General features: G+C 73.5%; 12 protein-coding genes. 3 read left to right on the plus strand and 9 right to left on the minus strand.

Annotation, left to right across the window (positions count from 1 at the left end):
* Positions 1–5: 5 nt before the first annotated feature.
* The 6 genes from kdpB to NX801_RS17570 all read right to left on the minus strand — a co-directional run bounded on the left by kdpB (position 6) and on the right by NX801_RS17570 (position 6293).
* Positions 6–2147, minus strand: a complete 2142-nt coding sequence (gene kdpB, locus NX801_RS17540) for a potassium-transporting ATPase subunit KdpB (protein ID WP_258788685.1) — start codon at positions 2145–2147, stop codon at positions 6–8.
* Positions 2144–3808 carry a potassium-transporting ATPase subunit KdpA gene (gene kdpA, locus NX801_RS17545; protein ID WP_258788686.1) on the minus strand — a complete coding sequence of 555 codons (1665 nt, stop codon included), beginning with the start codon at positions 3806–3808 and terminating at the stop codon, positions 2144–2146. The genes kdpB and kdpA overlap by 4 nt, the downstream gene beginning before the upstream one ends.
* 8 nt (positions 3809–3816) lie before the next feature.
* On the minus strand, positions 3817–3918 hold the full coding sequence (kdpF, locus tag NX801_RS17550) for a K(+)-transporting ATPase subunit F (protein ID WP_258788802.1): 102 nt from the start codon (positions 3916–3918) through the stop codon (positions 3817–3819).
* A 2-nt stretch (positions 3919–3920) separates the two neighbouring features.
* On the minus strand, positions 3921–4073 hold the full coding sequence (locus NX801_RS17555) for a hypothetical protein (RefSeq protein ID WP_258788687.1): 153 nt from the start codon (positions 4071–4073) through the stop codon (positions 3921–3923).
* Positions 4074–4367: 294 nt separating this feature from the next.
* Positions 4368–4457 carry a K(+)-transporting ATPase subunit F gene (gene kdpF, locus NX801_RS17560; RefSeq protein ID WP_258788689.1) on the minus strand — a complete coding sequence of 30 codons (90 nt, stop codon included), beginning with the start codon at positions 4455–4457 and terminating at the stop codon, positions 4368–4370.
* Positions 4458–4841: 384 nt separating this feature from the next.
* Positions 4842–6293 (minus strand): amidase, encoded by a 1452-nt coding sequence (locus tag NX801_RS17570; RefSeq protein ID WP_258788803.1) that lies wholly within the window; start codon positions 6291–6293, stop codon positions 4842–4844.
* A 139-nt stretch (positions 6294–6432) separates the two neighbouring features.
* Between NX801_RS17570 and NX801_RS17575 the strand changes: the two genes are divergently transcribed.
* The 3 genes from NX801_RS17575 (at position 6433) to NX801_RS17585 (ending at position 10311) form a co-directional block, all read left to right on the plus strand.
* The gene (locus NX801_RS17575; RefSeq protein WP_258788690.1) at positions 6433–7065 is read left to right on the plus strand and encodes a TetR/AcrR family transcriptional regulator; all 633 of its coding nucleotides are present in this window, start codon (positions 6433–6435) and stop codon (positions 7063–7065) included.
* Positions 7066–7536: 471 nt separating this feature from the next.
* Positions 7537–7983 (plus strand): subtilase-type protease inhibitor, encoded by a 447-nt coding sequence (locus tag NX801_RS17580; protein ID WP_258788691.1) that lies wholly within the window; start codon positions 7537–7539, stop codon positions 7981–7983.
* A gap of 462 nt (positions 7984–8445) precedes the next feature.
* A complete protein-coding gene (locus NX801_RS17585) occupies positions 8446–10311 on the plus strand; it encodes an ABC transporter ATP-binding protein (RefSeq protein WP_258788692.1) in 1866 nt (621 codons plus the stop codon).
* Here NX801_RS17585 and NX801_RS17590 read toward each other — a convergent pair.
* Genes NX801_RS17590 through NX801_RS17600 form a run of 3 tightly spaced genes read right to left on the minus strand, consistent with a single transcriptional unit; the run spans position 10306 to position 14068 of the window.
* Positions 10306–11241 (minus strand): NAD-dependent epimerase/dehydratase family protein, encoded by a 936-nt coding sequence (locus NX801_RS17590; RefSeq protein ID WP_258788693.1) that lies wholly within the window; start codon positions 11239–11241, stop codon positions 10306–10308. The two genes, NX801_RS17585 and NX801_RS17590, sit on opposite strands and share 6 nt — an antisense overlap.
* Positions 11238–12545 (minus strand): cytochrome P450, encoded by a 1308-nt coding sequence (locus NX801_RS17595; RefSeq protein ID WP_258788694.1) that lies wholly within the window; start codon positions 12543–12545, stop codon positions 11238–11240. Before NX801_RS17595 ends, NX801_RS17590 begins: the two co-directional genes overlap by 4 nt.
* Positions 12542–14068 (minus strand): class I adenylate-forming enzyme family protein, encoded by a 1527-nt coding sequence (locus NX801_RS17600; RefSeq protein ID WP_258788695.1) that lies wholly within the window; start codon positions 14066–14068, stop codon positions 12542–12544. Before NX801_RS17600 ends, NX801_RS17595 begins: the two co-directional genes overlap by 4 nt.
* Positions 14069–14409: the final 341 nt, after the last annotated feature.

Here is a 14409-nt window from a genome sequence, read left to right on the forward strand (position 1 = left end):
GTCGGTCAGCCGATCCCGGGGACGAGGGAGAGGAGCAGGTCGATGAGCTTGATACCGATGAACGGGGCGATCAGGCCGCCGAGCCCGTAGAGCCCGAGGTTGCGGCGGAGCATCGAGTCGGCGCTGGACGGGCGGTAGCGGACGCCCTTGAGGGCGAGCGGGACGAGGGCCACGATGATCAGCGCGTTGAAGATGACGGCGGACAGGATCGCGGACTCGGGCGAGGACAGGCCCATGATGTTGAGCTTGTCGAGCGACGGATGGGCGACCGCGAACATGGCGGGGATGATCGCGAAGTATTTGGCGACGTCGTTGGCGATGGAGAAGGTCGTCAGGGCACCCCGGGTGATGAGGAGTTGTTTGCCGATCTCGACGATCTCGATGAGTTTGGTCGGGTTGGAGTCGAGGTCGACCATGTTGCCGGCCTCTTTCGCGGCCGAGGTGCCGGTGTTCATCGCCACCCCGACGTCCGCCTGTGCGAGGGCGGGCGCGTCGTTGGTGCCGTCACCGGTCATCGCGACGAGCCTGCCACCCGCCTGCTCCCGCTTGATGAGGGCCATCTTGTCCTCGGGGGTGGCCTCGGCGAGGAAGTCGTCGACGCCCGCCTCCCGGGCGATCGCCCGGGCGGTCAGCGGATTGTCACCCGTGATCATGACCGTGCGGATACCCATCCGGCGCAGCTCGTCGAACCGCTCCCGCATGCCCTCCTTCACGACGTCCTTCAGGTGGATCACACCGAGGACGCGCGCGCCGCGCTCATCCTCGGCGGCCACCAGCAGCGGTGTGCCGCCGGCCCCGGAGATGCGGTCCGTGAGCTCCTGGGCGTCACCGGCGACCTCGCCGCCCCGCTCCCTCACCCATGCCAGGACGGCACCTGCCGCGCCCTTGCGGATCTTCCGTCCGCCGGCGTCCACTCCGGACATCCGGGTCTGTGCGGTGAACTGGATCCAGTCGGCGTGCGCGAGCTCCCCCTGCCGGCGTTCGCGCAGACCGTACTTCTCCTTGGCGAGAACCACGACGGAGCGGCCCTCGAGGGTCTCGTCGGCCAGCGACGACAGCTGGGCCGCGTCCGCCAGCTCCGTCTCCGTGGTTCCCCGTACGGGCACGAACTCGGCGGCCTGACGGTTTCCGAGGGTGATCGTGCCGGTCTTGTCCAGCAGCAGGGTGGAGACGTCGCCCGCGGCCTCGACCGCGCGCCCGGACATGGCGAGCACATTGCGCTGCACCAGCCGGTCCATCCCGGCGATGCCGATGGCCGAGAGCAGGGCGCCGATGGTGGTCGGGATCAGACAGACCAGCAGCGCGGTCAGCACGATCAGGGAGGTCTGGTCGTCGGCGCCGGCGTAGATCGCGAACGGCTTCAGGGTCACGACGGCGAGCAGGAAGACGATCGTGAGAGAGGCCAGCAGGATGTTGAGGGCGATCTCATTGGGGGTCTTCTGCCGGGCCGCGCCCTCGACCAGGCCGATCATACGGTCGATGAAGGTCTCGCCGGGTTTCGTGGTGATCCTCACGACGATCCGGTCCGACAGCACCTTCGTGCCGCCCGTCACCGCGCACCGGTCGCCGCCCGACTCGCGGATGACCGGCGCCGACTCGCCCGTGATCGCGGACTCGTCCACCGACGCGACCCCCTCGACGACGTCGCCGTCGCCGGGGATGACATCGCCGGCCTCGCAGACGACGAGGTCACCGACGCACAGCTCCGCCCCGGGCACCCGCTCCTCGCCGCCGCCGGCGAGACGGCGGGCGACGGTGTCGGTCTTGGCCTTGCGCAGGGTGTCGGCCTGCGCCTTGCCGCGGCCCTCGGCCACCGCCTCCGCCAGGTTGGCGAAGACCGTGGTCAGCCAGAGCCAGGCGGTGATCGCCCAGCCGAACCAGTCCGTGGGGTCCGTGACCGCGAGCACGGTGGTGACCACCGAGCCGACCAGGACCACGAACATCACCGGTGACTTGATCATGAAGCGTGGATCGAGCTTGCGGAACGCGTCCGGCAGGGAGGCGACCAGCTGCTTGGGGTCGAAGAGGCCGCCGCCGACCCGGCCCGCCGCCGGCTTGTGGCCGGTGGGGAGGTCGCTGTGCGGGGCCGAAGTGGTCGTGGCCGTCGTGGGCATGGCGTCCTGCTGCTTCTTTACGTCGGTAGTCATGCCGCGAGCCCTTCGGCGAGCGGTCCCAGCGCGAGGGCCGGGAAGTAGGTGAGACCAGTGATGATCATGATGGTGCCGACCAGAAGGCCCGTGTACAGGGGCTTCTCCGTCCGCAGGGTGCCCGCCGTCTCGGGTACGGGCTGTTGCCCGGCGAGCGATCCGGCCAGCGCGAGGACGAACACCATCGGCAGGAACCGGCCCAGCAGCATCGCGAGGCCGATGGTCGAGTTGAACCACTGGGTGTCGGCGTTCAGGCCCGCGAAGGCCGAGCCGTTGTTGTTGGCGCCCGAGGTGAAGGCGTAGAGGATCTCGGAGAAGCCGTGCGCACCGGAGTTGGTCATCGAGTGCGCCGGGGTGTCCAGGACGAACGAAGCCGCGGTGAAGCACAGGACCAGGGCCGGGGTGACCAGGATGTAGCAGGCAGCGAACTTGATCTCCCGCGTACCGATCTTCTTCCCCAGGTACTCGGGGGTGCGGCCGACCATCAGACCGGCGATGAACACCGCGATGATCGCCATGATCAGCATGCCGTAGAGGCCGGAGCCGACCCCGCCGGGCGCGATCTCGCCCAGTTGCATGCCGAGCATGGTGATGCCGCCGCCGAAGCCGGTGTACGAGGAGTGGAAGGAGTTCACCGCACCGGTCGAGGTCAGTGTCGTCGCCACGGCGAAGAGGGACGAGCCCCCGATGCCGAAGCGGGTCTCCTTGCCCTCCATGGCCCCGCCGGCGATGTCGAACGCGGGGGCGCCGTGGTGGAATTCGGTCCACATCATGAGCGCCGTGAAACCGAGCCAGATGGTGGTCATCGCGCCGAGGATCGCGTACCCCTGCTTCAGCGAGCCGGTCATCCGGCCGAACGTACGGGTCAGCGCGAAGGGAATGACGAGGATCAGATAGATCTCGAAAAGGTTCGACAGCCCGTTGGGGTTTTCGAAGGGGTGGGCGGAGTTGGCGTTGAAGTAGCCGCCGCCGTTGGTGCCCAGCTCCTTGATCACCTCCTGCGAGGCGACCGCGCCGCCGTTCCACTGCCGGGTGCCGCCCGTGAACTGGCCGACCTGATGGATGCCGGAGAAGTTCTGGATCGCGCCGCACGCGACGAGCACCAGGGCTCCCACGACGGAGAGCGGCAGCAGGATCCGGACGACGCCCCGGACCAGGTCGGCCCAGAAGTTGCCCAGCTCGCCCGTACGGGACCGGGTGAAGCCGCGCACCAGCGCGACCGCCACCGCGATGCCGACCGCCGCCGACACGAAGTTCTGTACCGCCAGGCCGCCGCTCTGCACGACGTGGCCCATGGCCTGCTCGCCGTAGTAGGACTGCCAGTTGGTGTTCGCCACGAAGGACGCCGCCGTGTTGAACGCCTGGTCGGGATCGATCGACACGAAGCCGAGCGAACCGGGCAGCCAGCCCTGCGCCCGCTGGAGCAGGTAGAGGAAGAGCACGCTCACCGCGGAGAAGGCGAGGACCCCGCGCAGATAGGCCGGCCAGCGCATCTCCACCGACGGATCGGCACCGATGACTTTGTAGATCCACTTCTCGGGCCGCAGGTGCTTGTCCGACGAGTAGACACGCGCCATGTGGTCACCCAGCGGCCGGTACGACAGACCGAGCGCGGCCACGAGCGCCAGGAGCTGGAGCACTCCAGCGAGTACAGGACTCATCTCGGGGCTCAGAACCTCTCCGGCTTGACCAGCGCGAGGACGAGGTATCCCAGCAGGGCGGCGGCGACGAGCAGACCGACGATGTTCTCGGTGTTCGCGGCGTTCTCGATGTTCACAGCTTCGCCACCCCCTTGGCGATGAAAGCCACCAGCGCGAAGACCGCGATCGTGGTGACGACGAAGGCCACATCGGCCATCGTGAGCTCCCGGTGAAAGAAGAAAGAGCGAATACTCGGACCAGACGAGCAAACAACGTTTCCAGCCACTTTCGGCCTGCGTTGATGTCGCCCTAACGTTCTTGACGCCGCTCTTGACGCGTCCTCTACGCGACCCGGCTCCGTGCCCGGTGCGGCCAACGCCCCGGCCGTGGGCAAGTCCGGTCACGGCAGGTCGCACCGGGAGGATCCGGCACCCGGCCACGGCCGGTGATTCGACCGCGAGCCGGGGCGGCTCCGGGTCCGGCCCGTACGAGAACCTTGAGAGGGCCGGGACGCCCGGCGTGCGGGCCGGTCTCCGGACACCGGTCGCCGGGTGTCCCGTCACCGCGCGTACGGTGCCGGTCAGACCTTCTCCGGTCGGATCAGCGCGGCCACCAGGTAGCCGACGAGGGCGGCGGCGACGATGAGACCGACCACATTCTCCACGCTCATGAACGATCAACTCCTCTGGACATGCGGAAGGTTACGGAGGTGCGGTTGCCCGGTTCCATCGAACCGGTGGAAGGCCCACCGCTCGCCCGCTTTGACGCCGCCCTGTCGCGTGAGCCGTGAACGCTGATGGATCCTTGACGGGTCCAGGGTGTGCTGTCCCGGGGGCCGCGGCCATCGCGGCCGCCCACCACGGGCGCCTCGAACTGGACACCCGTCCCGGCCGGGGCTGCACCTTCCGTCTGCTGCTTCCCGCGTCCTGGCCGGTCCCCGGGCGCGCCCGGCCGGGGTGCGGCCCTGACGAAACGTCATCCGCGCCCGGGGCCGGCCCTCCGGGAGCACTCCTCAGCGGTCAGCGATCAGCGGTCACTGATCACTGATCACTGATCACTGATCCGGATGATTTCCGGCCCATACCGCGGGGGTCCGGTCCGCCCACGGGCTCGCCTGTTCAAGTTGGCCGGCGAGGCGGAAGAGGAGGCCTTCCCGCCCGTAACCGGCGGCGAACTGCATACCGATCGGAAGCCCCGTCCCGGGGTCGGCCGTCAGCGGTACGGACATGGCGGGTGTGCCCGCCACATTGAACGCCATGGTGAACGGCGAGCGGTCGTTGAGGCGGTCGATCCAGCCGTGGCCGTCCAGGGTCTCCGCGCCCTCGCCGTAGGCGCCCAGGGGGGTGGGAAGCTCCGGCAGGGTCGGGCTGAGCAGGATGTCGTAGGTGCCGAAGGACCGCGCCAGGCTCCGGGCCACCCGGTTCCGGACCGCGAGGGCGGTCACGAACTGGGCGCCGCCGACCCGCTGCCCGTAGTGGTAGCCGGCGAGGGTCACCGGCTCAAGGGTCGAGGAGTCGACGGGCCGGCCGAGCGCGGCGGCCAGTCCGTCGACCGACGCGGTGAGATTCACCGTCATCAGACGGGCACCGGCCAGGACGAACTCCTCCCAGTCGGCGCCGAGGCCGACCGTGGCCTCTTCCACCCGGTGACCGAGGGATTCGAGCAGCCGTACGGTGCGGGCGAGCGCGTCGGCCACCGGTGCGGTGGTACGGCGTCCGCCCCAGCCCTGGCCGAGGACCCCGATCCGGAGCGAGCCGGGGTCACGCGTGACTTCCTCCGCGTACGGACGGGACGGCTCCGGGGCGAAGTAGGGATCCCCCGGCTCCGGGCCGCTGATCCGGTCGAGCAGCGCCGCGCTGTCCCGTACGGTGCGGCTGACGCCGCCGTGCACGGCCAGGCCACTGAAGATCTCGTCCACGTCGGGGCCCATGGAGACCCGGCCGCGGGTGGGCTTCAGCCCGAAGAGACCGTTACAGGCGGCGGGTACGCGGATCGAACCCGCCGCGTCGGTGCCGTGGGCGATCGGGACCACCCCGGCGGCGACGGCCGCGCCCGCGCCGCCGCTGGAGCCGCCCGCGCTCCGCTCCGGGTCCCACGGGTTGCGGGTCGCGCCGTGGAGCACGGGTTCCGTCACGATGCTGTACGCCATCTCGGGCGTGGTGGTGCGCCCGAACGTCACGAGACCGGCGCGCCGGAAGCGCCGCATCAGGGCGGAGTCGGCCGGGGCCACATGGCCGGCCGCGAGACGGCTGCCCAGCTCCACTCGCCTCCCGGCCATGGCGACTCCGAGGTCCTTGATCAGAAAGGGGACTCCGGCCAGGGGCGAACCGCCGGGGACGGGCCAATCGTCGGCCGGCCAGGTCTCCACGATGGCGTTGATCCGGGGGTTGACCGCCCGCGCGGCCTCCCGGGCGGCCGCCTCCAGCTCGGCGGGGGTCACCTCGCCCCCGGCCACCAGCTCCGCCAGTCCGACCGCGTCATGGGTCACGTACTCGGCAACGTCCACTGCCACTCCCAGTCACCTTCAGAGAAGAAAGAAATACCACTGAGTACCGAACGATACCGAGCGGTATCGATCGGCACGGACTGGTACCGTAGCAGGGGATCAGGGGGCCTCGTATCCGACCGGACGTCACGGAGCAGTCATGGCAGCGACCACCAGAAGGCCGAGCAGGGTGGCGAAACTGCCGCCCCGTGAGCGCATCCTCGACGCGGCGGAAGAGCTTTTCCAGAGCGAGGGGATCCGGCGGGTGGGCGTCCAGGCCATCGCCGAGAAGGCCGAGACCACCAAGATGGCGATCTACCGGCACTTCGAGACCAAGGACGCGCTGGTCGCGGAGTGGCTGCGCATCGTGGCCGCCGACTACCAGGCCGCGTTCGACCGGGTCGAGACCGAACACCCCGGCCGGCCCGGGGAGCAGATCCTGGCCATGGCCCGTTTCATCGCCGAGGGGCTGCCGGCGATCTCGCACCGGGGCTGCCCGTTCATCAACTCTCTCGCGGAACTGCCCGACCGGTCCCATCCCGCACGACAGGTGATCGAGGAGCACAAGGCCCGCCAGACCCGCCGGCTGGTCGGCATGTGCGCCGGAGCCGGGCTGCCCGACCCCGAGCAGGTCGCGGCCGAGATCACCTTTCTGCTCGAAGGCGTACAGGTCAGCACGCAGAACGGCAGCATCGACCAGGCGGGGGACCGGCTGATGCGGATCGTCCGGGGGATCGTGGACCGGCACCGCTCCCCCGCCGGCACCCCCCGGGCGACCAGCACCGCCGACTGACCGTCCCGCGTCCGCGTCCCCCGCGCCCTTCGCCGTACCCTTCGGCGGCCCGGGCCCTTCGGCCATCCGGCCCGCGCCCGCGCCCCTCCGCACTCTTCGGCCGCCCGACCCCCGTCCGCGTTCCGCCGCACCCCTCGGACACCCGGTCCGGATCCGCGTTCCGCCGCGCTCTTCGGCCACCCGGCCCTCGCGCCGATCCCGGCGACCGGAGCCCCCGGGCCGGCCGGCGGGTCCGCGCGGGAGCCCCGGGGCCGAGTGGTTTTCCGGCTGACCGCTTTATCGCTTCGGCCATTCCGGACGCCTTCCTGGCGCATTTTCATATAGTCCTTTTTTGCCTTTTTCCAACAGTTGGAGTGGCTCTTCCGCGTTCGGCGGACGCGACGGGGAAAGTGCGGCAATATCGGCGATGCCCGTCCGTACGACGCCGACGGGTTCGCGGTCCGAAAGCCCTCATCAGGAAGAACGGGACCCATGAAATTTCGTACTGCCGGTATCGGCGCGCTGACCCTCGCGACCACCGTGGCCGCCGTCACGGCGGCAGCGGCACTGGAGCAGCACCCCCTCACCAGGTCCGACAGCTCCTCCCACAGCTCCTTCCACGCGCCCTCCGCACTGGTCCTGACCGTCAACAACGGCGCCTCCGCCTCGGCTTCCGCACCCCAGCGAGCCGTCACCCTGACCTGCGGCTCCTACACCCCCGGCGGGACGCACCCGCAGCCCGCCGCCGCCTGTGACGCGCTGCAGCAGGCGGACGGCCGCCTCTCCGGACTCCGCGACTCCGGACGGTCCTGCACCCTCGACCTGCGTCCCGTCACCGTCACCCTGCAAGGGGCCTGGCAGGGGCGGCGTGTCAACGAGGAGCGCTCCTTCCCCAATGACTGCGTCAAGGGCGCGTTCGGCCCGCTGACCGAGTTCTGATCGCCCGTTCCGGCCCACCCCTCCTTTCCCCTCGACCAGAGCGCCCGTGCCGATGGAGAGGGCACGGGCGCTCCCCTTTCGGCCATGAATCGGTTTTCCGGGTCCGTTGCGGGAGAAGGGTCGTTGCACCCTCCAGGTGTCGCGTCCCGCCGCCCGCCGGTGTCCGGGAGAGTTCGCAGCGCGGCCGAAAGACATGTGTTCGAAGTGCGGACCACGTCGTTGAACCCGACGACACCGTTACCTCACGGGGGAGGGGCTTTGGCATCGTCCGCATCACCCACACCACCCGCGTCCGCGTCGGGCCCGCCGCGGCCATCACGCGGGAAGAAGGGCCGAAGTTCCCGGGGCGCACCCGCGGAAGGCGTCTCGGCGGCGGAGCGCGAACTCTACGGGGGCCGGCTCCGCTACGACCAGTCGTTCGTACGTCATGAGGGCCCGCTAGTCAGGCTCTCGTTCGGACACATGGCGGCCGCGCTGCCGCGCATGGTCGGCATGGTGCTGCGCACCGGTTGGCGGACGGACCGGCGGGCACTGGCCGGGGTGGTGGCGGCACAGCTCGGTCAGGGGGTGACGGCCGCGTGGGGTCTGGTCGCGGTCAACAGCGTGCTGGCCGAGCTGTTCACGGACGGCCCGACGGCGGAGAAGCTCCGTGGCGCCCTGCCCTCGCTGGTGGTGCTGGCCGCCAGCGCGGTGGGGGCGGCGCTGCTGTCGGCCTGGTCGACGGCGATGTCGGGCCGTCTTGAGCCGCAGGTGGAGCGGGCGGTCTCGGCGCGGTACTACGCGGCCGTCACCCGGGTGGAGGTGGCGGCGACCGAGCGGCCGGAGGTCCAGCGGGTGCTGGAGGCGGGCAGATTCGGCACCGACTCCGCCCGGAGCATGCTGCGGCTGTCGGTGGGCGTGGGCAATGTGCTCATCGGCATGGCGGCGGCCGCGGTCGTCCTGGCGTCGCTGCACTGGACCCTGCTGCCGATGCTGCTGGCCATCGCGCTGCCCAAGGGGTGGGGCGCGGTCCGTTCCGCCCGCCGTGACTATGTGTCACGGTTGAACTGGGTCGACCACCGCCGGGCGATCGCCTCGCTGCTGGCGTATCTGACCCGCCCGCACGCGGCGGCCGAGATCCGGGTGCACGCGGCCGGGCACAAGCTGCTGTCCGGCTACGAGGAGATGTCCCGGCAGACCGAGGCGGAGCAGCGGCGGCTCGCCCGGGCGCAGGCCCATACGGACCTGGTGGCCGGCGCCTTCGCCGGGCTGGCCTCGCTGGCCTGCTACGGCGTCCTGTGGTGGCTGCTGGCGAGCGGCGGGCTGCCGCTCGCCGTGGGCGGCACCGCGGTCATCGCCATCCGCACCTCGACGGCGCGCCTGACGTCCCTCGTCCAGCAGGTCAACCGCCTCTATGAGGAGCTGCTGTTCCTCACCGACACCGAGACCGCCGTCGAACTGGCCACCGAGCACGCCATCCCGTCGGCGGGCACCCCGCTCCCCACCGGGGTGGAGCGGGTGCGCCTGGAGAGCGTGTCGTTCACCTATCCGGGTGCCGAGGGCCCGGCGCTGAAGGGGGTGAGTCTGTCGGTCCGCCGGGGCGAGGTGACGGCCCTGGTGGGGGCGAACGGCTCCGGCAAGACGACGCTCACCAAGGTGCTGGCCGGGCTGCTGCTGCCCTCCGAGGGGGCCGTGTGGTGGGAGGACCGCGAGGACGGACGGGTCGAGCTGCGGGACGCCGAGCGCGCCCGGATCTTCGCCATGGTGGGGCTGCTGGCGCAGGACTTCCCCCGCTGGGAGATGACCGCCGCCGCCAATGTGGCCATCGGCGCGGGCGACCGCGCCCGGGACATGGACCGCGTCCGGGACGCCGCGCGGGGCGCGCGGGTGCTCTCGCTGGTCGAGGGCCTGCCGCACGGCTGGGACTCGATCGTGTTCAAGGGGTACGAGCGCGGTGTCCAGCTCTCCGGCGGGCAGTGGCAGAAGCTGGGCACCGCGCGCACCCTCTACCGGGACGCGCCGTTCCTGCTGGTCGACGAGCCGACTTCCGCGCTCGATCCGCACGCGGAGATCGCCGCGTTCCAGGGGCTGTGGGCCCTCGCCGGCGAGGGGCACGCGGTGGTGCTCGTCACGCACCGGCTCGCCGCGACGGCCGACGCCGACCGGATCTATGTCCTCGATCAGGGCCGGGTGGCCGAGGAGGGCACCCATGAGGAGCTGATGTCCCGCCCGGACGGGCTCTACCGGGGCATGTTCACCGCCCAGGCCGCCCAGTTCGGGCTCTCCCCCGCGCCGGGCGCCCCGGTGCCCGCGGCCCGCCGCCCGTCCCGCCAGGAGGGTGCCTCATGAACCGGCCGGCCCGGGCCGGCCGTCCGGGCGGAGGGCGCGCAGGTGGTCCGCCAGCGTCCGGGAGGCGGTCCAGCCCCGGGCCCGGGCCCGGCCGACGTCCAGGACCACGGAGTGGGCGAGCTGGTCCACGGCGTAGCGGGTGAGGACGGGTTCGGTGCCGGGGCGCAGCCGGGCGAGTGTCTCGGCGGCCCGGGCGGCGCCCAGGGCGAGCGGCAGCGGGAGACGGCCGATCCGTGCCCGGACGCCATGGGCCCGGAGCACCTCCCGGACCGCCCGGTCGCGGCCGTACGGCTCCGGGTCCGCGATGTTGTACGCGCCGGGCGGCCAGCCGGCGGCGGCCAGGCAGGCGTCGGCCAGATTCTCCACGGCGGTCAGGCTGAGCCGCACGTCCGGGCCGGGCAGCAGGAGCAGACCGGCCCGCACCCGGGAGAGCAGCCGGGGCACCAGATGCGGATCGCCCGGGCCGTACACCGCCCGGGGGCGGAGCACCACCGCGCCCGCGGCGAGGGCCAGTCGCTCGCCCTCGGCCTTGGTGCGGCCGTAGGCGTTCAGCTGGTCCCGCACCGGGTGGTCCTCGGTGATCCGGGAGCGGTCGGGACCGGGCGCGTAGACGCTGGCGCTGCTCACCCAGACCACCGGCCGGTCTCCGGCGGCCGCCAGCAGCCGGGCGGTGCCGTCCACGTTGACGGCCCGCATCGCCGTCTCGGCCGGCGAGCCGGGCACCGGGTCACCGACCGCCGCCGCGCAGTGCACCACCAGATCGGCACCGGAGAGGTCCGGCGTGCCGGCGGCGGCGTCCCAGGGGAGGTGGCGGCCGACCGGGCCGGGGCGGCGGCCGACACAGAGCACCCGGTGGCCCCGGGCGGCGGCCAGGGAGGCGACATGGGAGCCGCAGAAGCCGCTCGCGCCGGTCACCGCGACGGTGATCACCGGACCTCCCCGGCGGTGGCCCGGACGACCAGGGTGCGCCAGCCGGGCAGCGCGGCGGCCCGGTCCACCCGGGCCCGGACGACGACGGGGCGGTACGGGGCGAGGGCGGCGAGCAGGTCGTCGAGCTGGGCCCGGGCCACCCGGGCGCCGGGGCAGGCGTGCGGGCCCGCGCCGAAGACCAGCTGGGCGACGGACGGCGGGGCCGGGTGGCGGGCGTCCGGCGGATCGCTGTGGGCACGGGCGGCGTGCCGGGCGACGAGCAGCAGCCGGTCCCCCGCCCGTACCGGGCAGCCGGCGGCCGTGGCGTCGGCGGCGGCCACCCGGGGCAGCAGCGGGGACGCGGCGGTCACCCGCAGGAGTTCGGTGACGAGGGCGGGACGCAGCGCCTCGTCGGCCGCCTGCTCCCAGAGCCCGGCGTCGGCGCACCAGGCGGCGGCCCGGGGCAGCGCGGCGACGGTGGTGCTGACCGCCGCGACGGCCAGCATGGCCCGCAGCGACGCGTCACCGGCGGTACGGGAGGGGTCCGGGTCGCCGTCGCCGGCGGTGAGCAGGGCCTCCAGCCGGGCGGCGGCCGTGGCGGCGGCCCGTGCGGTGCCGGGGCGCCGGGGGCCGGGCAGATGGTCGCGTACGGCGGTGGCGGCGGCGCGGGCGGCGGCCTCGGAGAGCGCGTGGGGATCGGTGGCGGGTTCCAGCGCCAGCAGGGCGCGGACGGTCGTCCCGGCCAGCTCCCGTACCACCTCGGCCAGATCCACCGGCCGGCCGGCCGCCAGCGGGGCGAGGCGCCGGTCGAGCACCGCCCGCCACGCCGGGCGCAGCCGTTCGGTGCCGGTCGCGCCCAGATCGCCGGCGACCGAGCGGCGGGCCTGCCGGTGTCCGGTGCCGTCCTGGTCGAAGAGCGTTCCGGCGCCCGACAGTTGACGGGCCGCTCCCCCGGTGGTGCCGGCGGCCGTCCGGTCCAGCGGCACTTGGGTGAGGGTCTCCCGGTACGCCTCGGTGCCGTGCACCAGGACCGTGGAGCCGAGGCGTACCACGGGCCGGCGGCGGGCCGCGGCGAGCAGGGCGAACAGCACCGGGTGGGAGCGGGTGTAGACCCGGCGGTCCCGGCGGCGGGCGGCCCGGGTCCCGGCCGGGTCCGGGGCCGGGATAGCGGCCGGGTCCGGGAAGGGGGCCGGGGCGGGGGTGGGCGCGGGGACGCGGGCGCTCCGGGCGGGCGGCCCTTCGCCGTCCGGCCGCCCGGGGGCCGGACGGCGAAGGCGCGTCGAGCGGAACAGGCGCGTGGGGCGGTCGGTCTTGAGGTGGGTCAACGGAGGCCGGCCTCTGGGTCGTCGGCGCCGTGCGGGCGGCGCGGGTGCGGAATGGCGGAGAGCCGGGTGGCGGCCAGCCGGGCGGCGGCGGCCCGGTCGGGTTTGCGGGAGCGGCCGGCGAGCGGCACCTGGGCGAGGAGCACGGCGTCCGGCCGGGCGGTGCCCATCCGGGCGAGGGGGCGGGCGAGCGCGGCCCGGACCCGGGCGGGGTCGGCGCCCGGCGCGGGCTCGACCACCGCCACCAGCCGTTCGTCGCCGTCACCGGCCGGTACGCCGACGAGCAGGGCCAGTTCGACGCCCGGCACATGCAGGGCGGGCTCGTAGAGGCCCGGGTAGATGTTCTCGGCGGCCCGCAGCACCATGTCCTTGCAGCGGCCGGCCAGCACGATCCGCCCCTGCTCCAGCCGGGCCCGGTCGCCGGTGGCCACCCACGGGTCGGGCTCCTCGCCCAGGTAGCGGTGGCGGGCGGCGGCCCCGGAGAGCAACAGCTCGCCGTCCGGGCCCGGCCGGGCCCGGACACCCGGCAGGGGCGCCCCGACCAGGTCGCCGTCGCCGGTGAAGGCCGCCTTCTCGCTCTGCTCGACGGCCGCCGCCGGGAAGAGTTCGGTGAGCGCGTAGACACCCCAGGCCTCGTCGGCGCCGCTCTCCTTGACGCGGCCGAGCAGGACGGCGCTCGCCGGGGCCGAGCCGGTCCACACCCGTCCGGTGAACCGGGCCCCGGCGGCGAGGGCGGCCCGCAGCTGGGGCGGCGTCAGATAGGTGGCGTCCGGAGTGAGCCGGCGCAGCTGCCGGGTGAGCACTCGGGGCGAGCGCGCGGGCAGCGCGACCGGTGCGCCGCTCGCCAGGGACGGGACGAGGACGAAGAAGGTGCCGCCGAGCACCGGTCGGCCGGGCGTGGGACGGACCAGTTCGGTCACCGTCGCCATTCCGGCGGCGAGCGAGGAACGGGTGTGGACGACGGCACGCGGCCGGGAGGTCGTCCCGGAGGTGAAGACGATCACCGCGTCCCCGTCCTCGTCCACCGGCCGGGGCGGCGTCACGCGCCCGGCGGCGGCCGTCAGGCCCAGCGCGGGGGCGCAGCCGGGCAGCCGGGGCCCCAGGGTGGCGACCGGGCCCAGTTCCGCCAGGTCGGGCAGGGCGAGCCGGGCACGGCGGGCGAGCGGCCGGGCCCAGCCGGCCACGGCCTGGGCGGTGGCGTCGGCGAGCACCAGGTCGGGGCGGGCCAGCGCGAGCCGGGAGCGCAGCACCTCGGGACCGGCGCCCGGATCGAGGACGGCGGCCCGGGCGCCCAGGCGGTGCAGGGCGAGCAGGACCGCCAGGGCGCGCGGCCCGGGCCGTACGGCGACGCCGACGGTGGAGCCGCGCCCGATACCCCGGGCGTGCAGGGCGACGGCGCAGGCGTCCGCGAGGTCCGCGAGGTCGCCCCGGGTGGCCCGGACCCGGACGGCCCCGGTGCGGGTGGTCGTGAGCACGGCGGGCCGGTGGGGCTCGCGGCGCAGATCACGGGCGAGGGCGTCGAGCATCGGCGCGGAACCTCCGGTGGGTGGTGGGTGGTGGGCGGTGAGTGATGGATGGTGTGGTGGGCGGTAGGTGGTGTGGCGGGCGGTGGTGGTCGTGGTCGGGACGAGTACGGGGGTGTCCTCCGGCGAGCGGGGGCGGCCGCCGGCCCCGGGTGCCGAGCGCGGGGCGGGCGGTGGTACGGCTGCCGGGCTGTGGGGCCATGGGGCTGTGGAGGGACACCGGTACGGGCCGGGCGGGGCGGACGGGCACCGGTACGCCCGGCGGGCGGCGGGCCGGTTCCGCCGCGGCGGATCCCGTCGCCCGGCCGGGTCCCGACGCGCGGGCGGATGCCGGTACGGGCGCC

The organism is Streptomyces pyxinae (assembly GCF_024756275.1).
Taxonomy (GTDB): Bacteria; Actinomycetota; Actinomycetes; order Streptomycetales; family Streptomycetaceae; genus Streptomyces; species Streptomyces pyxinae.